The organism is Halomonas sp. BLK-85, assembly GCF_044792155.1.
GTDB lineage: Bacteria > Pseudomonadota > Gammaproteobacteria > Pseudomonadales > Halomonadaceae > Vreelandella.
The window spans coordinates 2,896,716-2,918,139 of record NZ_CP087731.1; the positions used below are offsets into that span (position 1 = coordinate 2,896,716).

Annotated in this window: 20 protein-coding genes; 2 read left to right on the plus strand and 18 right to left on the minus strand. The window is 57.3% G+C overall.

Annotation, left to right across the window (positions count from 1 at the left end; genetic code table 11):
- Window positions 1–22: 22 nt before the first annotated feature.
- From LL947_RS13220 to LL947_RS13240, 5 genes are all read right to left on the minus strand, one after another.
- A complete protein-coding gene (locus LL947_RS13220) occupies window positions 23–1,828 on the minus strand; it encodes a response regulator (RefSeq protein ID WP_499833444.1) in 1,806 nt (601 codons plus the stop codon).
- A gap of 34 nt (window positions 1,829–1,862) precedes the next feature.
- Entirely contained in the window at window positions 1,863–2,387 is a 525-nt protein-coding gene (locus LL947_RS13225; RefSeq protein ID WP_290821435.1) for a putative pterin-binding protein, read from the minus strand.
- 274 nt (window positions 2,388–2,661) lie between these two features.
- The gene (locus tag LL947_RS13230) at window positions 2,662–4,677 is read right to left on the minus strand and encodes a response regulator (protein ID WP_499833445.1); all 2,016 of its coding nucleotides are present in this window, start codon (window positions 4,675–4,677) and stop codon (window positions 2,662–2,664) included.
- Window positions 4,678–4,870: 193 nt separating this feature from the next.
- Window positions 4,871–5,998: an FIST signal transduction protein gene (locus LL947_RS13235; RefSeq protein WP_499833446.1), complete on the minus strand. Its 1,128-nt coding sequence runs from the start codon at window positions 5,996–5,998 to the stop codon at window positions 4,871–4,873.
- Between the two features lie 122 nt (window positions 5,999–6,120).
- Window positions 6,121–8,187 carry a two-component system response regulator gene (locus LL947_RS13240; protein WP_499833447.1) on the minus strand — a complete coding sequence of 689 codons (2,067 nt, stop codon included), beginning with the start codon at window positions 8,185–8,187 and terminating at the stop codon, window positions 6,121–6,123.
- A 170-nt stretch (window positions 8,188–8,357) separates the two neighbouring features.
- Here LL947_RS13240 and LL947_RS13245 point away from each other — a divergent pair, with 170 nt between their 5' ends.
- The gene (locus LL947_RS13245) at window positions 8,358–8,705 is read left to right on the plus strand and encodes an Hpt domain-containing protein (RefSeq protein ID WP_499833448.1); all 348 of its coding nucleotides are present in this window, start codon (window positions 8,358–8,360) and stop codon (window positions 8,703–8,705) included.
- A 39-nt stretch (window positions 8,706–8,744) separates the two neighbouring features.
- Here the strand turns inward: LL947_RS13245 and LL947_RS13250 are convergent, their stop codons facing one another.
- The 13 genes from LL947_RS13250 to urtA all read right to left on the minus strand — a co-directional run bounded on the left by LL947_RS13250 (window position 8,745) and on the right by urtA (window position 20,168).
- Window positions 8,745–8,990 carry a hypothetical protein gene (locus LL947_RS13250; RefSeq protein WP_290822379.1) on the minus strand — a complete coding sequence of 82 codons (246 nt, stop codon included), beginning with the start codon at window positions 8,988–8,990 and terminating at the stop codon, window positions 8,745–8,747.
- 29 nt (window positions 8,991–9,019) lie between these two features.
- Window positions 9,020–9,652, minus strand: coding sequence for an urease accessory protein UreG (ureG, locus tag LL947_RS13255; RefSeq protein WP_499833449.1), 633 nt, complete (start codon window positions 9,650–9,652; stop codon window positions 9,020–9,022).
- A 34-nt stretch (window positions 9,653–9,686) separates the two neighbouring features.
- Window positions 9,687–10,388: an urease accessory protein UreF gene (locus LL947_RS13260; RefSeq protein WP_499834432.1), complete on the minus strand. Its 702-nt coding sequence runs from the start codon at window positions 10,386–10,388 to the stop codon at window positions 9,687–9,689.
- Window positions 10,378–10,908: an urease accessory protein UreE gene (ureE, locus tag LL947_RS13265; RefSeq protein WP_290822383.1), complete on the minus strand. Its 531-nt coding sequence runs from the start codon at window positions 10,906–10,908 to the stop codon at window positions 10,378–10,380. The genes LL947_RS13260 and ureE overlap by 11 nt, the downstream gene beginning before the upstream one ends.
- 39 nt (window positions 10,909–10,947) lie before the next feature.
- Entirely contained in the window at window positions 10,948–12,663 is a 1,716-nt protein-coding gene (gene ureC / locus LL947_RS13270) for an urease subunit alpha (RefSeq protein WP_499833450.1), read from the minus strand.
- On the minus strand, window positions 12,660–12,995 hold the full coding sequence (locus tag LL947_RS13275; RefSeq protein ID WP_499833451.1) for an urease subunit beta: 336 nt from the start codon (window positions 12,993–12,995) through the stop codon (window positions 12,660–12,662). Before LL947_RS13275 ends, ureC begins: the two co-directional genes overlap by 4 nt.
- A gap of 25 nt (window positions 12,996–13,020) precedes the next feature.
- Window positions 13,021–13,323, minus strand: coding sequence for an urease subunit gamma (locus tag LL947_RS13280; protein WP_290822389.1), 303 nt, complete (start codon window positions 13,321–13,323; stop codon window positions 13,021–13,023).
- A 27-nt stretch (window positions 13,324–13,350) separates the two neighbouring features.
- Entirely contained in the window at window positions 13,351–14,241 is an 891-nt protein-coding gene (locus tag LL947_RS13285; RefSeq protein ID WP_499833452.1) for an urease accessory protein UreD, read from the minus strand.
- 204 nt (window positions 14,242–14,445) lie between these two features.
- The gene (urtE, locus tag LL947_RS13290; protein WP_290822393.1) at window positions 14,446–15,153 is read right to left on the minus strand and encodes an urea ABC transporter ATP-binding subunit UrtE; all 708 of its coding nucleotides are present in this window, start codon (window positions 15,151–15,153) and stop codon (window positions 14,446–14,448) included.
- Window positions 15,153–15,989, minus strand: a complete 837-nt coding sequence (gene urtD / locus LL947_RS13295) for an urea ABC transporter ATP-binding protein UrtD (RefSeq protein ID WP_499833453.1) — start codon at window positions 15,987–15,989, stop codon at window positions 15,153–15,155. The genes urtE and urtD overlap by 1 nt, the downstream gene beginning before the upstream one ends.
- Complete coding sequence (gene urtC, locus LL947_RS13300) at window positions 15,986–17,122, minus strand: urea ABC transporter permease subunit UrtC (RefSeq protein ID WP_290822437.1); 1,137 nt, start codon at window positions 17,120–17,122, stop codon at window positions 15,986–15,988. Before urtC ends, urtD begins: the two co-directional genes overlap by 4 nt.
- Before the next feature lie 12 nt (window positions 17,123–17,134).
- Window positions 17,135–18,748, minus strand: a complete 1,614-nt coding sequence (urtB, locus tag LL947_RS13305) for an urea ABC transporter permease subunit UrtB (protein ID WP_499833454.1) — start codon at window positions 18,746–18,748, stop codon at window positions 17,135–17,137.
- 133 nt (window positions 18,749–18,881) lie between these two features.
- Complete coding sequence (gene urtA / locus LL947_RS13310) at window positions 18,882–20,168, minus strand: urea ABC transporter substrate-binding protein (RefSeq protein ID WP_499834433.1); 1,287 nt, start codon at window positions 20,166–20,168, stop codon at window positions 18,882–18,884.
- Window positions 20,169–20,866: 698 nt separating this feature from the next.
- Here urtA and LL947_RS13315 point away from each other — a divergent pair.
- Window positions 20,867–21,418 (plus strand): OsmC family protein, encoded by a 552-nt coding sequence (locus tag LL947_RS13315; protein WP_499833455.1) that lies wholly within the window; start codon window positions 20,867–20,869, stop codon window positions 21,416–21,418.
- Window positions 21,419–21,424 lie beyond the last annotated feature (6 nt).

Below are 21,424 nucleotides of genomic sequence, written 5' to 3' on the forward strand. Positions count from 1 at the left end.
CCTGCCTCGGCTTGTCAGGCTGTCAAGAGCTTGCCAATGACAGGTAATGATAGAGGGTATTATGTAGCTCGGCGACTTTGACGGGCTTGGTGATCACCGCCTGCATACCTGAATCCAGGCAACGCTGGGCATCTTCCGGCATGGCGTTGGCAGTCATTGCCAGTATCGGCAGGGTTTCACCCCTTGCACGCAGTTGCCGTGTGGCTTCGGTGCCATCCATCACCGGCATCTGCATATCCATCAGCACCAGATCAAAACGCTGGTGGGCGAGGATATCCAGCGCCTCCTGACCGTTCTCCACCACGCTGACCTCGTGGCCAAGCTTGATGAGCTGTTTGCGAGCCAACATCTGGTTAACCGGATTATCTTCCACCACCAGTATTCGGGCATACAGACTGGGGGCTTGCGGCACCTCAGGTACCAAGGGTTCCACGGGCTGGGCGGTGAAGGTGAGCCGGAAAGAAAACCGGCTGCCGCAGCCTGGTTCGCTGTGCAATTCGATATGGCCACCCATCGCTTCGACCAGCTGCTGACTGATCACCAACCCGAGACCGGAGCCTTGGCGGCGCCGGGATAATGAGCTGTCTACCTGTGAAAAAGGCTTGAACAGTTCGGATTGCTGCTTCTCACTCATGCCGCAGCCTGTGTCGCTGACGCTGAAGCAAACATGCAGCTGATCATCATCTCGCTGAGCGGTCACATCCAGTGCCACACTGCCTTCATCGGTAAACTTGAAGGCGTTGTTGAGCAGGTTCATCAGTACCTGGCGCAAACGGTCTGGATCGGCCACCACGACCCCCAGCGCCTCAGGTCGGTCACAGTAGAACGTAACTGAGGTATTTTCAGTACGCAGTTGGTAACCGCTGCAGAGCGTTTGCAGGCACTTGTCCAAGGAGAATGGCCGAGGCTCCAATGCCAGCTTACCCGCAGCAATGCGTGAGTAATCCAGTATATCGTTGATCACGGTGGAAAGCGCTTCGGTGCTTGCGCGCAGGGTGTTCAGGTAGTCGCGCCCTTTGTCAGTGCGCACAACCTCTTCTTCAATCAGATCCGTCAGGCCGACGATACCATTCAGCGGCGTGCGCACTTCATGACTGACCACGGCCATGAAATCGGATTTGGCCTGGCTGGCTTTTTCAGCCTGCTGCTTGGCTTTTTTTAGCTGGGCGTTGCTTTCAGTCAGCGCACGCTGGCGCGATTCCAGCGACAGACGCTGATGGCGCAGTTGAAAGAACAGAATCAGACCGGCCAACATGGTCAGGGCCACCAGTACCAGCGATGAACGTATCAAGGTATACAGGGCTTCACGGTCGCGTTGGCGCTGGCCGTCAAAATGGAGATTGGTGCGCACCACCAGTGCGTTGGTCGCTTCCTGTAATGCAACCAATCTTGGGCCAAGCGTTTCACGCTGGGCAGGCAGGGATGCCGGTGTCAGCGCCTGCACCGCCTCGTCAAGCGCCTTGATGTCGTCCAGCATCGTATCAATGCTATGGTCGCGCAATTCGACCCTGCGTATCAGTTCGGCCACTTGCCCACGTTCAAGCACCCTCAGACGACTGTAGAGAATATCGTAGGCAAGTTTGAGATCCGCCAATGAATCAGGGGTTGCCTCAAGCAGGGCAATACGTACATCCCTCAATTCGCGATCAAGCTGGTAGGCAGCCCAAAGGGCATTTTCCAGCAAGCGCTTATCCGACGCCTGATGTTTATATAGGGCAATGCCTCCCAACGTCATGGACGCAAGAAAAAGCACGCTGATGCCCAATACCGACCAGAATCGCTCGCGAACCACGGCACACAGAAATATCTTGATACGACCTATTTTCATCCAAGCCATCCGGTATTGCACTCAGTACATCGGCTCAGGGTACCAGCAATCGATTGACTTGCCAGACAGAGCGCGAATAGATGGTTTCCTTGTGCAGGTCAGCGTCACTGTCAAAAGGATAAATGACAAAGACCGGACCTTGTTCGCGTACGCTCATCGGCTCACCGTTGGCATGCGTGGCGAGGATCACATCATGCTCGTAGAAATCCGCTACCGGTATTTCGGCTTCGTAATCATTCAAGGCAATCGCAATCACCTCATCTCCTTGAGCATCAACGGCTTCAAGCACTGACCTTGCCAGCGGGCCGCTGAATGTCATGGTCTGGTCATGCCAGGGGGTTGCCGTGACCGTGGTATGCATACCCAGCTCAGAAAACATCGCATGGTCAAAGACGGCCTGGTCATCCTGATTGGTAACGCCGATATCACCACTAACGGTAAGAATCACCTCACCCGTGGGGGGCTCCAATGCACTACTGGTTGATACCATGGCTGCCCAGACGGCAGCGCTACATAACATACAAAGCGCCATGCGCTGGAAAGGCCGTACCATAGACATAACGATTTCCTCATTTGACAAGCTTTTTAAATTGTTTTTAACACTTAGCAGTAGCAGATGACAGCATTAAAAAAGACAGTGATTAAATCAATTTGCAACATTAACTTACAGTTAGCTCCCATTGCATTACGCAATTCCGGGACGTGAAATGCAAATTATTGCAACGTCTTGCACCCTCATCCTCTATGAGCCCGGTAAGGGTTAATGGCATTGGATTAAGCCGGCTTTGTCGGTGCTAGGGCATACTCGCGTCAGAAGCCGGCCGTGGCCACGTTCACGATTCAGCCCGCAAGACCCGCAGGACTTCACCTTTAAGACGCTGGAAATCAATCGGTTTGGTGACGTAGCCTTGCATCCCGTGGGCAAGATAACGTTCCTGATCTCCCTTCATGGCGTTAGCCGTCAGGGCAATGACCGGCGTCTGCGGTAAATCATGCCGGCGTTCAAACTCGCGAATGGCTTGTGTTGCCTCCACGCCATCCATCACCGGCATCATGATATCCATCAAAATAATATCGAAGCGACGCTGGCAAGCCTTTGCCACCCCCTCCTGGCCATTCGCGGCCAGCTCGCACTTTGCGTTGAGCTTATCCAGCAGTTTGATGGTCAGCTTCTGGTTGATACGGTTATCTTCCACCAGCAGAACATCCAGGGGCGCCTGTGTTTCACGGTCATTCCCCCCTTTCACTTTGGGGAACCCTGAACCGGTCTGGGCATCATCACTCTCGGACAATATCTGCTGCAGGCCTTCAAGGGTCAGCGGCTTGCTAAGATACCCCGGTATACCCAGCTCAGTGCAGCGCTGAGCATCTCCCGCCAGCGCTGATGACGTTGCCAAATACAGCGACGATGGTGGGACAAGCGCTTCTTCCAGCAGCTGGGCGGCCAGGTCATAGCCACTCACTCCCGGCATATCCACATCCAACAGTACCAGGCTGAAAGAGCGGCCTTCATTATGCGCATGGCGCAGGCGGAACAAGGCTTCCTGGCCGCTGCTGCAAAGCTCGAATGCCACACCGAGCGTCTTCATCATGGCACTGAAGACATCGCGGTCCACCGGCTCATCCTCCACAAACAGGACCCGGTGGCGCTGAGCATCAAAGGATGCCTGCATGGCTTTGACGGGTGGCTGCGACAACGTCAGGGGCGCCTCAAAGGTCACACAGGTTCCCTGGCCTGGATGACTGGTGACAGCAATCCTGCCGCCCATAAGTTCCACCAACTGGCGGGTAATGGCTAGCCCCAGGCCGGTGCCCTCAAAGCGCCGATTGGCATTGCTGTCAACCTGTTCAAACGCGTCAAAGATCCTGTCGACCTGCCCTTCAGGAATGCCAATTCCAGTATCTGTGACGCTGAAGGTCAACCAGACAGGCTGATCAGGAGTGTGTGTCGGCGCCGGGGATGTCGGCTGTACATCCAGACGAACGTGCCCCTTGTCAGTAAACTTGAGCGCATTCCCCAACAGATTATTGAGCACCTGCTGAAGGCGCACCGGGTCTACCCAGACATAGCGCGGCAAGGCGTCATCCAGGTGATAGAAAAGCTTGACGTTCTTGACCATGGCTTTGGGTGCCTGTGTCTTGATCACTTGCCCCAGGTAGTGATAAAGATCGGTGCTCTCAAGATTCAGATCCAGCTTGTTGGCTTCAATTTTGGAAATATCCAGCAAAAGGTTGATGATTTCCAGCAGATGCTCGGCGCTGACCCGAGCCAGGTTGAGATATTCCTGCTGATCTTGTTCCAGGGGCGTTTCCAGCACCAGCTCCAGCATGCCCATCACGCCATTCATCGGCGTGCGGATTTCATGGCTCATGTTGGCCAGAAATTGGCTCTTGGCCGTATTGGCGGCTCTGGCTTGCTCAATCTGATGTTGCAGCTCGCTTTCATACAGGCAGGCACGGGCGGCAACCGCGAGTTTTTCCATCAGCTTGGCAAGCGACATCAGCAAGCTGTGCGAGAATCCTTCACCTTTGCGATACAGCTTCAGCACACCAAATTCCGGCAGCGAAAACACATAGCGCTCGCCCTCCCCGCTCAGGTCAGCGATCCGCATGGGTAGGCTGTCTGAAAAGCTAGCAAGCTGCTGACGGTTTTCAGGCAGCTGCAGGCTGGCAATGAACGCCTGGTGTTCTGGGTCCTTGTTGAGCGTACGGGGGATGCATAGCACATAATCCCAGTTCAACCACTCCTGTTCAGTCGTGCCCGACACCGAGCGGTTTCCTGACGCTGGTGATGGAGACGTGGTGAACTGCAGCACACAGGCACTGACGCAGTTCAGCGAGCGCAGCATGGTACCAACGCTTTGGCTCAACATTGGTCCAAGCTTCAACCCTTGCCCGATCGACAAGGAAATTTCGTACAATAGCTCGGTTTCTGCCAGCTTGTTCACGCCGTTTCCAACCTGTTACTGCTCAATGATCGAGACCATGCCTGTTGAACAGGGCCACTGGCGAGGCGTGCTGACGCCACCTTTGAAGGAATGATCAACCCAGCAAGCCCACTACTATTGTCTTATTATAGAAATCAAGGTAATCATTGCCGCTGTTGGCGATTTCACCCAGTGTGAAAGCACCAAATACCGCCTCACCCTGCGCGACGGCTTGCAGTTCCTTGGTCATGTCGTCGCCCAGGTATAGGACGCGCGAAATACAGTCAATCAGCAGCCAGTCAGTAGACGCCAGCGTTGACCCCTGATAAGCGGCCAGGGCCTGTTCGCGGGCATGGGTTGCCGCCGCAATCAGGGTATCCGGATTACCGTTGAGCAGCCTGACCATACAGCCTTCCGGCACTTCCCCTACACAGGTCAATTCACCCTTTTCGTTCATCATCAAGGGGTCGCGTACGACCATTTCAGCGCCAAGGCGGGAAATACCCAACGGGTAGGATTTGGCCACCGAGAAGAAGTCATCAATGCTGAGGTCCTGGCCGCTGTGAGCGTGAATCATTCTCGTATAAAAAGCCGCAGCAGGCTCCCAGTCGATACTCTTTACGACATTGCGCTCGCTGGACGTGACGGTAAATGCCTCACTGACCGGCTCCCAACCGTGAGTCACACCAATGCTGCTGGGAACCGGCAGAAGCGCAACCAGCGCGGCATCTTTTTTCAGGCCTTGTGGCGTTATCACGCAGGGGCGTTTTTCAAAGCTCAGCGACCCCGCACCACCGCCAATAAAGTTGTGTTCCAGTCCAAAAGTGTAAAACAGGCTTTCAATCAGGGCGCTGATTCGCGATGCCAGGCCATCAACGATCACCAGGTAAGTCTGCCCTCCACAGGTTTCAGACCAACGCTCGGCCAGAGGCAGCAGCGCTTGTTCATACTCGGCATCCGCATCGCTAAGCCCTTCAATCACGCCTGTTTCAGGCGCCGACGCAAGCCCTACCAACAACGTCCCTTTGACATGGTTGCCGCCCTGATAAGCAATCTGTGGAAAGATGCCTCCGAAAACCGGCACTTCCGATGCTTTCAACAGTGGGTCGACGTCATCTGGCTGCCAGCCGTTTTCATCACAGGCCAATACCAGTATGGCGGCGACGTCGACTCTGGCTGCCAACGTCTGCAGTGATGTCGCAAACCCCTCCACGGATCCACTGGAATCAAATTGTAATTGCATGGTGATTTCCTGTTAGCAGACCAAGGGTCAGGATGGTGGTGTCTAGTGCATTTTGTGAGTCACTGTCTGTCAATTAGTCAATCAAACGTAGACGCTGGTTCACATACTCGGATGGTATGGTATCAGTTGACCACCATGGCCCTGGCATGCGCTTGCAGGAAGGCCAGACAGGCTTGTGGCTCCATGGGCCTAGCCAGCAGGAACCCCTGAATGTCATCCACATCAAGTGCATCCAGGTAGTCACGCTGGCGCTGGGTTTCCACGCCTTCGGCAACTGTTTTGATCCCCAGGCCCTGGCTAAGCGCCGTCAGCGAACGCACAATGGCCCGATTCAGGCGAGCGTCAGCGATATCAATAATAAAGCTACGGTCAATCTTCAGCGTATCCATTGGGAAGCGCAGCAGGTAAACGTAGGAAGAGTGGCCGGTGCCAAAATCATCAATGGCAAGCTTGAAGCCCAATTTCCTGAGTTCATACAAGGTCAAAAGCGTTGCTTCCGGATTAATCATGGCCGTGCTTTCAGTGATTTCCAATTCCAGCTGCCGGGGCTGAATAGCATACTGGGCGACATGCCTGGAAAGGCGCGAGGCAAGCCCGAACTGCTCAAACTGGCGCGCCGAGATATTGATGGCCATGCCAACCTCAATGCCTTCAGCCTGCCACTGGGCCAGCTGCCGACAGGCCTCCTCGGCAACCCAATCGCCCACATCAATAATCAGGCCGCTTTCCTCCAGCAAGGGAATGAACTCACCTGGCAACACCACCCCGCGGGTAGGATGACGCCAGCGCAGCAGCGCTTCAACGCCGATAAAGCGGCTGGTGGAAAGCTGTTGTTTCGGCTGATAAACCAGAAAAAACTCCTGATTTTCCAACGCCTTACGCAGGTCATTCTCCAGGCTTAGCGCATGATTTTCCTCAGAGGATGCAACATCCCGATAGAACATGACTTTCTGGTTGCCTGCGTGATCGCGGCAAAACCGCTGGGCCAACAGGGCCGTTCGCAGCAGCTCATCGCTGTTACTACCATCCTGGGGATACAGGCTTACACCCGCGGTAAAATCAACGAAGACCTCTTCACTTTTCACGTGATGAGCGCGAGCCAGCGGCTGCAGCCAATGCTGATAATACGCCCGCATCTGTTCGCTATCAGTATGGGGAATCGCCACGGCAAAAGTATCTGCCTCCAGACGGCACATCAAAGCCTCATGGCCCACGATGTTTTTGAGGCGCTTGGCAAACATGGCCAGCACCTGATCGCCGGCTTCGATACCCAGTGCATCATTAATCCGGTGCAGACGGCTGATATCAATCACGCCAATTGACCAGACCGTAGGCTTTCGATCCGTCAGTTTCTCATCCAGCAGATTCAGGAACAGCCGACGCTTGGGTAAATCGGTCAGCTCATCATATTCGGCAAGGTAGAGCGCCTTATCCTCAAACGCCCGCAAAGCAGTCACATCCTGAAAGGCACCGATCAGTTGGCCTTCCTGGGTTTTAGGGTCACTTTGCAGGCGAACAATACGTTCGGAATGGCCCAGATACAGGGTGATCTCAAGGTTCAGGCCATCCTGACCCTCGCGGGCGACTTTCAGTGCGGTATCAAGACGCAAGCCATCGCTAGCATTCAGCAGCTTCAGCAATGCCTGGCGACTTTTCGGCAAGGTGGCGCAGTTCAACACCTCAGTTGCATCCTCAGACCACGTCAGCGCGTCATTGCTGAAGTTCAGCTGCCAGAACCCCAGGCTCGCCAGCTTGCAGGCACTGGCCTGCTCAATCTGCGCCTCGCGCAGAGCCTTTTCGCGCTCGGCCCCGCGCAAGGCATACTTCACCCGCTCCACCAGCAGCGGCAGGTTGATCGGCTTGGTAATAAAGTCGGTCGCTCCCGAGGTAAAAGCCTGATCAATCGATTGAACATCATCGGAACCGGTGAGCATCAGCAGCGGCCGCTCACGGTTGGCGTTACCGGCCTCGCCATTGCGTACCGCCTGAACAAATTCAAAGCCGTTGCGCCCGGGCATACTGACATCGACCAGAGCGAGATCCGGGTTTTTATCTTGCATCAACAACATCGCCTGCTCCGCATCCATGGCCTGGATGACCTGATAGCCGCGCTTTTTAAGGCCTGACGATGTCAACAGGCGCACAGTGGGATCGTCATCCACGATGAGAAGTGTCGGTACTGGCGCCATACGGTTACCTTGGTACTGTTAACGCAAGAAAGGATAGGGGTAGTATTTGCAAATAGTCTAAACTGTTTTGACGCATATTTTGTTAATATTTGTCATTACTGTAGTTAACATATACCTGTTTATTGGCCTTTGCATGCCTTTTAAAGAGACGTCGCGAGAAGAGAGCATTTATGACACTCGACACCCTGCAAGAATTTGATACTCGCGCCGGGCTTGCCTTTGCCGACGCCGATGAGGAACTTTATCGTGAGGTGCTGGCCATGTTTCTTGAGCAGCTTAACGATGAGTTTGCTCCATTACCAGAGCAACTGCGCCAGAGCAGCAATGAGTTGCTGGCGCGCCAGGTGCACACTCTTAAGGGCTCGGCGGGATCGGTAGGAGCCACGCGTATTGAAGCCGTGGCCAGAGAGATGACGCAAGCTTTTGAAGCAGGCAATGTGCCTGATGACTCGCTGCTGCATGCTCTTCAAACCTCGATGAAGGCTGCCCACGAGGAGCTGGCAGCCCTGCTGAACTGATCGCCTTGCTCACTGAGCAAACGAAAACAAACAACCTTGTCAGCTTTTCCGTGTTGCCCTGGTATTCTGCCCCTGGCGCCACAGCTTGCGCCCGAACAGGACAGCGGCGGTGAGCCCCAGAGCGGCAACGCCCAGCATCAACCACATCATCGGGCTACCCAGATGACTGTGTACCTGCGTCGGTGCATGACCTGGGTGCGCCTGGGCGCTGTTCATCACTAGCAGCGTCATAAAGCCTGCCAGGCTAACCAGAGTGGTGACGGTATGTTGGCGGGGTATGAGCATTTTCTTTCTCCTGAACGTTATTCATGATTTCAAGCACTGGCGGCTGACGGGCGGCGCTCATCCAGCATGCCTTTATCGAGAATGAAGCGGATAATCTCTTCAAGCCCGTCGCCGTCATAGAGGTTGGTAAACACAAAGGGGCGTTCGCCGCGCATCTTTTTCGAGTCGCGCTCCATCACCTCAAGAGACGCATGTACCTGCTCGGCAATGTCAATCTTGTTGATAATCAACAGGTCTGACTTGGTGATACCCGGCCCGCCCTTGCGGGGGATCTTGTCACCCGCAGACACGTCGATCACATAGAGGGTCAGGTCGGAAAGCTCAGGGCTGAAGGTGGCCGACAGGTTATCGCCGCCGGACTCCACCAGCACCAGCTCCAGCTTGGAGTGACGCGCCTGAAGGTCATCAATCGCGGCCAGGTTCATCGAGGCATCTTCACGGATGGCAGTATGCGGGCAGCCACCGGTTTCCACCCCGAGAATACGATCCGCTGGCAGGGCATCGTGCTTGAGCAGAAAGTCAGCGTCTTCACGGGTGTAGATATCATTGGTGACCACGGCAATATCGTAGTATTCGCGTAGCGCCAGGCAGAGCTGCTTGAGCAATGCGGTCTTCCCCGAACCAACCGGGCCGCCGACGCCAACGCGTAAACAATGGGTCATGATGTTCTCCTTCTTGAAACGGCTTGTTAAACGTCTAGCTTCTGAATAAACGTGAATACTGGGTTTCGTGCAGGGCACTGGCCAGGGCCACACCGGGCAGGGCGGGGCCGAGGTCTTCATCGTCAAGTGGTTGGGCCTGATCCACAGCGCCCACCAGCTCACGGCGCAACGCTTCCAGCACCCGCTGGGCGGCGGTATGCCCCAGCGGCAGGGCCTTACAGGCCACGGCCAGCTGGTTTTCCAGCCAGGCCCAGCCAAACCCCAGCTGGGCCTGATGTACCGGCACCCCACGCAGGTAGGCGGTATAGGCAAACCAGGTGACATACCCCGCCTGATCAGGTAGCAGATTGTTATCCGGCAACAATGCCAGGCTGCCCAACAGGCGTTTGAGAGAGGCCCCCAGACGGCTGTCTTCGGCTGCCAGCTCAGCCGTTTCGCGCGTCGCCGCCAGCCAGTCGTCCCATTCAGCAACCGCAACGTGGTCGCCCAGCTCAAAGGCACTGAACAAACGCGCAATCAGCGGCAGTTCGCAGCGGGTCAGGCCATCTTCCAGCACCCCGGAAAGCCACTCGGCCAGGCTGGTTTCGTCCTCGACCCAGCCAAGTTCAAAGGCACTTTCCAACCCTTGAGAAAACGCAAAGGCGCCAATCGGCAACGCCGGGCTGACCAGCTGCATCAGGCCAAGCAGCGCCAGCTGATCATCCTGGTGGGCAGGCACGCCCGGTTCAGTGAGCATGTTCATGGTGGTGCTCATGGGAGTGACTGTGTACGTGTTCGTGCTCATGGCCGTGCTCATGATGATGCGCATGTCCGCCGATGCCCTGGTAGGCGCCTGACTCAGGATCGAAGGTGGCCTCGTGATGTTCCAGCCGGGCGCCGAGCAACGCCGCCAGCTCTTCCAGGACGTGGTCCGGGGGAAAGCGTACCCAGCCACCCTCAGCATCCTCCCCCAGGGCCAGCTGCACATGACGGTTACCCAGGTGGTAGGCCAGCCGGGCCAGCGGCAGGCCGTTGCTGACCCTGGCGGTGACCACCGGCTCAACGGCCGCATGTACCCTGACGACCTCACCACTCTCAGCCTTCAGGCCCTCGCCATCACGCAGCACCGGGCCACGGTCAAGAAACAGCCCCAGCGGCTGGCCGCTGTCGCTCTGCGCTTTCAGGCGACCGCGAATACGCAGCTCAAACGGCAGTGTCAGGGTATCGCTGGCAGCACTGGCGTCTATTGGCCCCAGGCGTTCTATCAGTTTCAACATAGCGGCTCCTCGCACAAAACAGGGTGGAATAAAACCGGCCTAGAACAGGTGATAGCGCTGGGCCAACGGCAGCTCCGTGGCCGGCTCACAGGTCAGCAGCTCACCGTCACAGCGGACTTCATAGGTCTGGGGGTCGACGCTGAGTTCGGGGCAGGCATCGTTGAGTTTCATGTCCTGCTTGCGTACCTGGCGCACGTTCCTGCAGGCGGCCAGGGAACTTTCCAGCCCCAGCCTTTCTTTAACGCCTGCATCCAGCGCGGCCTGGCTGACAAAGCTCAGCCGCGTCTTGCTGGCCGCGCGGCCAAAGGCACCGAACATAGAGCGGTAGTGCACCGGCTGAGGCGTGGGAATGGAGGCATTAGGGTCGCCCATAGGGGCAGCGGCAATCATCCCACCCTTGATAATCATCGCCGGCTTGGTGCCAAAGAAGGCCGGCTTCCACAGCACCAGATCGGCCAGCTTGCCGACTTCCACCGAGCCAACTTCATGGGCAACCCCGTGGGTCAGCGCCTGGTTGATGGTGTACTTGGCGATATAACGCCGGGCGCGGAAATTATCGGCGCCCCGGGTTGCATCTTCCGGCAGGAGGCCACGCTGTACCTTCATCTTGTGGGCGGTTTGCCAGGTTCGGCAGATGGATTCCCCTACCCGGCCCATGGCCTGTGAATCCGAGGCAATCATCGAGATAACCCCCAGATCATGGAGAATATCCTCGGCGGCAATGGTTTCGCGGCGAATGCGCGAATCGGCAAAGGCCACGTCTTCGGGGATATTGGGGTCAAGGTGGTGACACACCATCAACATGTCGAGGTGTTCATCCACGGTATTGACCGTATAGGGCCGGGTTGGATTAGTGGAGGACGGCAACACATAGGGCTTGGCGCAGGCGGTGATGATATCCGGCGCATGGCCGCCACCGGCACCTTCGGTGTGGTAGGTGTGAATGCAGCGTTCCTTGAAAGCCGCCAGGGTATCCTCCACAAATCCCGATTCATTGAGGGTATCGGTATGGATGGCGATCTGCACATCGTAGCGCTCGGCCACGCTCAGGCAGTTATCAATCGACGCCGGGGTGGTGCCCCAGTCCTCGTGCAGTTTAAGGCCTATAGCACCCGCTTCCAGCTGGGCTTCCAGCGCCTCCGGCAGGCTGGCGTTGCCCTTGCCCAGAAAACCGGTATTCATCGGCATTTCATCCACGGCCTGCAGCATCTTGCCGATATGCCATTCACCCGGCGTACAGGTGGTGGCATTGGAGCCGGTGGCCGGCCCGGTGCCGCCGCCCAGCATGGTGGTAATGCCACTCATCAACGCTTCTTCTACCTGCTGGGGGCAGATAAAGTGGATATGCGCATCAATACCACCCGCAGTGAGAATCTTGCCTTCTCCGGCGATGACTTCCGTACCGGGGCCGATGATCAGCTCGACATCCGGCTGGGTATCCGGGTTACCGGCCTTGCCGATGGCTGCAATCCGACCTTTCTGAATGCCGACATCCGCCTTGACGATGCCCCACCAGTCGAGAATCAAGGCATTGGTGATGACCGTATCCATGACAGCCTCGCTATGCTGCTGGCTTTGTCCCATGCCATCGCGGATCACCTTGCCGCCGCCAAATTTCACTTCATCGCCGTAGTGGGTAGCATCCTTCTCAACCTCGATCCACAGCTCGGTATCGCCCAGGCGTACCCGATCACCCAGGGTGGGGCCATACATATCGGCATAAGCCTGACGGCTGATCTTGTTGACCGGCTTCATTGGCCTTCTCCTTGCTGAGCCTCTGTGTCCAGGGGGCCCATGATCTCACCGCGAAACCCATAAATATGCCGCTTGCCGACAAAGGGAATCAGAGTAACTTCACGGGTCTGGCCGGGTTCAAAGCGGATAGCGGTACCCGCCGCCACATCCAGGCGCAGGCCACGGGCCTTGCTGCGCTCAAACACCAGCGCCGGGTTGGCCTCGGCAAAGTGGTAGTGCGACCCTACTTGGATCGGCCGGTCGCCGGTGTTGGCCACCTCAAGCGCCACGCGCTCGCGGCCTGCACACAGCTCAATGTCACCGTCTTGTAACTGATACTCTCCGGGAATCATGCCGGCTCCTCCTGAAGGTTGATGATTAGCTAATCGGCGTATGGACGGTGACCAGCTTGGTGCCATCCGGGAAAGTGGCTTCCACCTGGACCTCATCCACCATCTCAGCCACGCCGTCCATGACATCGTCACGGCTGAGAATCTCACGGCCGTAGCTCATCAGGTCAGCGACACTTCTGCCGTCACGGGCACCTTCCATAATCTCAAAGCTGATCAGCGCCACGGCTTCCGGGTAGTTAAGCTTGAGGCCACGGGCACGGCGGCGCTCGGCAAGCTGGGCGGCCGAGAACAGCAGCAGCTTGTCTTTATCGCGTGGGGTCAATTCCATCGGGCATGTCTCCAGCAGTCCATCGGGTCAGGTTAACCAGATACGGGGGGTGTGGGCGTCGCGCGCTACCCAACGCGGGCGCAGCAGCTGCCAGGCCTGTTCGCACAAGGCCCAGGCTTCATTTCGGCAGCGCCCCAGGTAGCGCAGTAACAGAACATCGTGGCGAACGGTGACCGCCCAACGCGGGTTATCCGGCAAGGTACTTCTGAGTTCATCAATCGCGCTACTCGCATCATTGACACCCACCGCCCACAGGGTGGCCTGTACCGTCGCACCGCCTTGCCCCCAGCGCCCGCGAAAGCGCGGGTGAAGCGGGTCCAGCGGCTGGCGCTCCAGCCATAGCGGCTTGCCATCCAGAGTAAGACGAAACTGCTGTTCAATGCGCCCGGAGGCATAGGGCAGCTGGCTGGCGGGGCGGCCCAGTGCCATGACTTCCCAGCCCAGGCAGCGGGCGCTGCCCTGCAGGGCAATATGGGTGCGCTGGGTGCCTTTGGAACCATCAAAGGCGATGGTTTCCTGAGGCAGCCACTCAAGGATGCCGCCATCCTCAACGTTTAGCGTTGTCTGCTGGTGCCAGGCAACGCCCTGGCTGTCGGCCTTGTAAAGCTTGTTGGCGGCGGGGGTGGTCAGCAGCGCATGGGCACCGGGTTCGATATCCGCGCGAATGGTCAGGGCATCACCACTGACAAGGCCCCCGGGCGGATGGAGAACATAGACATGGCAGGCCTGGGTACGCCCTTCCGGATAAAAGGCGCGCTGCACCCGTAAAGGCCCCTGATGGCGCGCCTGCACCAAACGGGTGATCTCATCACGGTTAACAAAGCGCAGTGCCAGAGACGCCGCCCAGTGGCGTTCGCTATCAAAACGATGCCCGGACGTTGGCAAGGATGGCGTACCCGAAACAGCCGCAATGCTCATAAAGGTCCCATTCGCTAAAGAATCTGGCCAGAACAGTGCAACCGCCGTACCAAAACGCCCAGTTAAACCTTTTTTATATTTATTTCAACAGGTTAGAGTCATCCTTCCGGACGTTAAAGCTTTATTTACGCACCAAAAAAGAGCAGTGCAATTTTGTCAGTGCACTCTCTTGGTGACATGCGCGATTCTGACCCCGAGTGTTTGTCAAACCGTCAGGTGCTGCTTGATCAGTTCGTCGGAAAGCTCGCCAATATCGCCTTTGGCCACCGGCCGACCGCGATCCATGATCACGAAGCGGTCGGCGTATTTGCGTGCAAAGGGCAACTTCTGCTCGACCAACAGCACCGTCAGGCCGTCTTCTGCGATCAGCTGGCGGATCACCTGACCAATCTGGGCGACGATGTTGGGCTGAATGCCTTCTCCGGGTTCATCAAGGATCAGCAGGCGCGGTTCGATCACCAGGGCGCGGCCAATCGCCAACTGTTGCTGTTGACCGCCGGACAGATCACCGCCACGCCGGTGCTTCATCTCCTTGAGCACGGGGAACAGCTCGTAGACGCGCTCGGGAATTTTCTTCTGGCCATCGCTGCGTGCGGCAAGGCCGGTGCGCAGATTTTCTTCCACCGTCAGCAGCGGGAATATCTGCCGCCCCTGGGGGACAAAACCAATGCCCAATCGCGAGCGCGCTTCAATGGCTTTTTTGGTCAGCTCGATATCACCGCTTTCCCCCTGGTAACGCAGCTGGCCGCTTTTGACCGCCACTTCTCCCATGATGGCCTTCATCAGGGTGGTCTTGCCCACGCCGTTACGTCCCATCACGCAGGTACATTGCCCGGCGGGCACTTCAAGATCCAGATCCCAGAGGGTGTGGCTTTCCCCGTAAAACTGGTTGAGTTGTTCAATTGCCAGCATCAGGCCGCCTCCTCGTCGTCCACGCCCAGATACACTTCGACCACCCTGGGGTCATTGGATACCTGGTCCATGCTGCCCTCGGCCAGCACACTGCCCTGGTGGAGCACTGTCACCTGGCGGGCAATCGAGCGCACAAAGCCCATATCGTGTTCAACCACCACTACCGACTGCTGGCCGGCCAGGCGGGTCAGCAGCTCGGCGGTGCGTTCCATTTCCTGTTCGGTCATCCCGGCCACGGGTTCATCCACCAGTAGCAGGCGCGGGCGCTGCATCAGCAGCATACCGATTTCCAGCCATTGCTTCTGGCCGTGGGAAAGAATTCCGGCGGGCCGATGGCGCAGCGCCATCAGCCCGACGGTGGTCAATACTTCCTCGATACGGTCCTTGATCTCGCCGCTCAGGCGTGCTGTCAGGGTAGGCAGGATGCGCTTGTCGGCAGACATCGCCAGCTCCAGGTTTTCAAACACGCTGAGTGCCTCAAACACGGTAGGCTTCTGGAATTTGCGGCCGATGCCCAGACTGGCGATATCCGGCTCGTTCATCTGCAGCAGATTATGGCGGCTACCAAACCAGACGCTGCCCTGGTTGGGGCGCGTCTTGCCGGTGATGATATCCATCATGGTGGTCTTGCCCGCCCCGTTGGGGCCGATAATGCAGCGTAACTCGCCATCATCAATCGTCAGGTTGAGGTTATTGATGGCCTTGAAGCCATCAAAGCTGACGGTGACATCCTCCATATACAGAATCGGCCCGTGGCGGACATCTACCGGCGACGCCTGAGGCGCCATGAAGTCGAACACCCTGTCCCGGGTGGTAAGCGATTGCAAAAAGCTCATGCGGTGGCCTCCTTGGGTGGGTGGTCGTCACCTTGCTTACGCTTGAGATAGCGGAATAGCCCTGCCACGCCTTTGGGCAGGAAGACGGTGACCAGCACAAACATGGCCCCCAGCGCAAACAGCCAGGCATCCGGCATAATGCCGGTGAAGACGGTTTTGGCATAGTTGACCAGCAGCGCCCCTATCACAGCGCCATACAGAGTGGCCCGCCCGCCCAGGGCGACCCAGAGAACAATCTCGATCGAGAAAATCGGCGAGAACTCGCTGGGGTTGATGATGCCCACTTGCGGCACATAGAGTGCGCCGGCCAGGCCCGCCAGCATGGCGGAGACCACAAACACAAACAGCTGGAAGCGTTCGACCCGATAGCCCAGAAAGCGCGTGCGTGCCTCGGCATCCCGGGTGGCCACACTGACCCGCCCCAGCTTGCTGGTGACAATCGCCCGGCACAGGATATAACCCAGCGCCAGAGCAATACCGGTGGCGATAAACAGCCCCAGCCGGGTGGCATCGCTGCGCAGGTCAAAGCCCAGCAGCTCGCGGAAATCGGTCAGGCCGTTGTTGCCGCCAAAGCCCATCTCGTTGCGGAAGAAGGCCAGCATCAGCGCAAAGGTCAGCGCCTGGGTAATAATCGACAGGTAAACCCCGGTGACCCGGGAACGAAAAGCCAGAAAGCCGAACACCAGCGCCAACAGGCCAGGCGCCAGCAGCACCATCAGAAACGCGAACCAGGCCATGTCAAAACCCAGCCAGTACCAGGGCAGGCTGTCCCAGCTGAGGAACACCATGAAATCCGGCAGGATGGGGTCGCCATAGGTGCCGCGATCGCCAATCTGGCGCATCAGGTACATGCCCATGGCATAGCCGCCGATGGCAAAGAACGCTCCATGGCCGAGGCTGAGAATCCCCAGATAGCCCCATACCAGATCCACCGACACCGCCAGCAGCGCATAGCTCAAGTACTTGCCCAGCAGGTTGACGGTAAAGGCGCTGACGTAAAGCGGGTGCCCCTCGGGCACCATGACGTGCAGCACGGTGACCAGCGTCAGGGCCGCCAGCAATACCCCCAGAAACAGCTGAGTGGCGCGCTCAAAAAACGGGCGGGTCAGCCAGAACCGCTGTGCAGAATCCATCGCTTGCATTGCCTAGCCCTCCGCCGCGCGGCCCTTCTGGGGAAAGAGCCCCTTGGGTCGCTTTTGAATAAACAGGATGATGAATACCAGCACGATAATCTTGGCCAGTACCGCGCCCGCCCAAGGCTCGATGACCTGGTTAATCACGCCCAGCGACATACCCGCCACCAGGGTGCCCCACAGGTTACCGACCCCGCCAAACACCACCACCATGAAGGAATCGATGATGTAGTTCTGGCCCAGATTGGGGCCGACGTTGGTCAGCTGGGAAAGCGCCACACCAGCAAGCCCGGCCACGCCCGAACCCAGCGCGAAGGTCATGATATCGACGCGGGTGGCGCGAATGCCCATGGAACGTGCCATGGCACGGTTCTGGGTCACGGCGCGCACTTCAAGGCCCAGACGGGTGCGGCGCATGATCAGCATCAGGGCGGCAAACACCACCAGGGCAAAGCCCAGTACATAAAGACGGTTAAGGGTCAGCGAAAGCGCATCGTTGACCACCAGAGAGCCGCTCATCCATTCCGGAGTGATCACGGTACGGTTCTGCGGGGATATGACGGTGCGCACCAGCTGCTGGAGAATCAGGCTGATGCCAAAGGTAGCCAGGAGGGTTTCCAGCGGGCGACCCTTGAGGAACTGGATCACCCCGCGCTCAATGGCGATACCCGCCAGGGCAGACACCATGAAACCGGCAGGGATCGACAGGATAAGCGCCATGCCGGGCTGACCCGGCAGCAGCTGCTGCATCATCCAGGTGGTGTAGGCCCCCAGCATGATCAGCTCGCCGTGGGCCATATTGATCACCCCCATCACCCCGAAGGTAATCGCCAGGCCGATGGCCGCCAGCACCAGCACCGAGCCTAACGACAGCCCGAAGTAGAGGGTTTCCAGGCCACGATTGATTTTCAGGTTTTGCTGGATGTCGGCAATCGCAGCGCTGGCCGCATCGGCTACCAGAGGGTCATCCGATTGAGTAGCACGGTTCAGCGCAACGCGCACCTGGCTGTTCAGGCTGCCCGCCAGCACCTCGATCGCGTCTACATCACCCTGGTTGAGGCGGTAAACCGCCAGCGCCTGGTTCAAGCGTTCGCGCACAGCCGCTGAAGGTTCTTCGTCGAGGCGGTTGGTGAGCGGCGCGACCTGGGCGTCCTCAACATCGCCAATCAACCCTTCAGCGGCGTCAAGACGGGCATCCTGATCGCCGTTATAAAGCTCGACCAGCGAAATTGCCGATCGCAACTGGCTGCGCAATGCGTTGTTGATCGTCAGGCGCTCGAGGTTGCGTCGGCTCACCTCGCCCATCGCCTCACCGGTCAGCGCATCTTCAATGGTGACGTCCAGGCCCGCCGTTTCCAGGGCGATCACAAAGCGCCCATCATCCTTAAGGCGCTGCAGGTCACTGTCCAGCATCGCCTGCAGCCACACATCGGCGCGTGGCTGTTCACTTTGGATAATGGCATTAATCGCGGCGGCTTTATCGTCGAATGAGCGCGTATCCAATGCTTCGAGTAATGCTTGACCGTCCGGTTCCTGAGCGGCTCCCGTCATCGGCAGCCAGCTTAGCAGGCTAATCAGCAGGCAGGTGACGATCCTTGTCGTAACGACGTAGCAAGGAATCCTCATGGGTGAGTCCTTTGAGTGGCGTGTCCTGCACGCTGGCCCTTATCGGACAGCGCACAGGGGAATGAGTCAGGTGTGGAAATGAACCGAGGGGACGGTCTGCGCCGCCCCCGGCCTATCAGTCCTCAGCAAGCGTTTATTCGGCCTGCTCTTCGGCTTCGCTACCCATGCAGCGGTTTTCCGCCACATTGTAGTTGCCGCATTCCATCGGCTTGCGCCAGTCACTGATCAGGTCCCGCGAGCCCGGCAGGTAGTCCGACCATGCATCGCCGGCCACGGTAGACGGTGTTTCCCAGACCACCGCAAACTGACCGTTGTCCTGAATCTCGCCGATCATGACCGGTTTGGTGATGTGATGGTTGGGCATCATCGCCGCATAACCACCGGAGAGGTTGGGCACACTCACACCAATAATGGCATCCTTGACCGCATCAACATCAGTGGTGCCGGCTTTCTCGACCGCTTCGACCCACATGTTGAAGCCAATGTAGTGCGCCTCCATGGGGTCGTTGGTTACCGCATCATCTTCGCCGGTGTGATCGAGCCAGGCGTCGATGAAGTCATAGTTGGCATCGGTATCGACACTCATGAAGTAGTTCCAGGCCGCCAGGTGACCCACCAGCGGTTCGGCATCGATCCCGGTCAGCTCCTGCTCGCCCACGGAGAAGGCCACTACCGGAATGTCCACCGCGTCGATACCCTGGTTACTCAGCTCGCGGTAGAACGGCACGTTGGCATCGCCGTTAACGGTGGAGACCACCGCGGTTTTCTTGCCCTCGCTACCGAAACGGCCAATCTCCGAGACGATGTTCTGCCAATCGGAATGCCCGAAAGGCGTGTAGTTGACCATGATATCCTCGTCTGACACGCCAAACTCTTCCTGCAGGTAGGCTTCGAGGATGCGGTTAGTGGTGCGCGGATAAACGTAGTCGGTGCCGGCCAGCACCCAGCGCTCTACGCCCACCTCGTCATGCAGGTAGTTGACCGCCGGGATTGCCTGCTGGTTGGGAGCGGCGCCGGTATAGAAGACGTTTTCAGAAGACTCTTCGCCTTCGTACTGCACCGGGTAGAACAGCAGGCCGTTGAGTTCTTCAACTACCGGCAATACCGATTTACGTGATACCGATGTCCAGTTGCCGAAGATGACATCAACCTCTTCCTGCTCGAGCAGCTCGCGGGCTTTTTCTGCAAACAGCGGCCAATCGGAAGCGGGGTCTACGACAACCGGCTCGATCTCGCGACCCAGCAGGCCGCCTGCTTCGTTCTGCTGCTCGATCAGCATCTCAACGGTATCCTTGAGCACCGTTTCGCTGATCGCCATGGTGCCGGACAGCGAATGCAGGATACCCACCTTGATCGGATCATCATCCTGAGCAAACGCCTGGGTGCCCGTTGCGCCAATCGCAGCCGCCAGCAACGTCATGGAAAGCTTGCGCTTGACACCTGAATAGCAAGATGTGCCAGAAACACTGTGAGAGAGAGGTTGATGAGAGTTAGAAACGGTCTGTGAAGACATGCAAAGCTCCTCGCCCTGAACACAGGGCCTTGAAATGATGCATCCAGTACACGGATGCCTGCAAAGTCCTACAGCCCCAGCAAGGAGCGCGCCATAATCGCCTAAATGAGTTAATTTCCATTTAATTCAATTATTTAGTCAACACTAAAAATGCCAGAAAGAGCTTTCTTTCAAGCCACTCAGGAGTCACCCTGCTTTTTTATGGTGCGCCGCTGGCGGGTACTCGTTTTGCATTGCACCAAAATACAGCTTTGGAAAGGCTGCAGAATATGACGCAATGTATCTTGCCTATCGGGTGCCAAAGAGCTGCTGACAAAAACAACATTGTCCACAAAGATGACAATATAAACCTGTGTAGCGTCTTTATCCTGTCCAAATTTAGTTGGCACTTTCCTGCCAGCCACACCTTTTACACACCGAAAACACTCTAGCTGCTTGTATTTAAAGTATAAAAAAAAGTTGGCTTGCAGTTTGCAGAGTGTGTTTAACGAAACTCAGTTAATCGTTAATTCACCACCAACGAGTAATAGGCCGATAGGTACAAGCGCTGGGTATAAACATCGCTTGACGCTTATCGCTATGCTCTTCAAAGGCAGGAAATCAAAATGGCAACCGCAATCTCCGATAACGCAACAGTGACACAGCACCTGCGCCCGATAGACCGTGATGGTCTTCTGGGCTTTGCCGAAAAAGGCCGCCAGAACCCGCAGATGCGTGGCACCAACAAGGTTCATACCGTCACTGAAGGACAGTACCGCACCATTAGCCATGTTAATCATCATCAGGTTGTGGTGGATGAACCGCTGCATTTATTTGGCCAAGATACAGCCCCGGCGCCAGGTGAAATCGTGCTATCCGGACTGGGTGGATGCCTTGCCGTCGGTATTACCGCCGTCGCTACCTGGAAGGAAGTCACGCTATCCAAACTTGAAGTTTTCCTGGAAGGCGACATTGGCAACCCTGCCGCCTGGGGCGCGGGAGGCGCCGAGATGATTCCTTCATTGATGGGCTTTCAAGAGATTCGCGTCAAGGTGCTGATAGAAGGCGATGCCCCGCGTGAGCAGCTTGCCGAAATTGTCGAGCACGCAAACTTCTATTCCCCGGTTGCCAATACAATGCGCAACCCGGTTAATTTCCATATAGCGCTCGCTGACTAACATCAT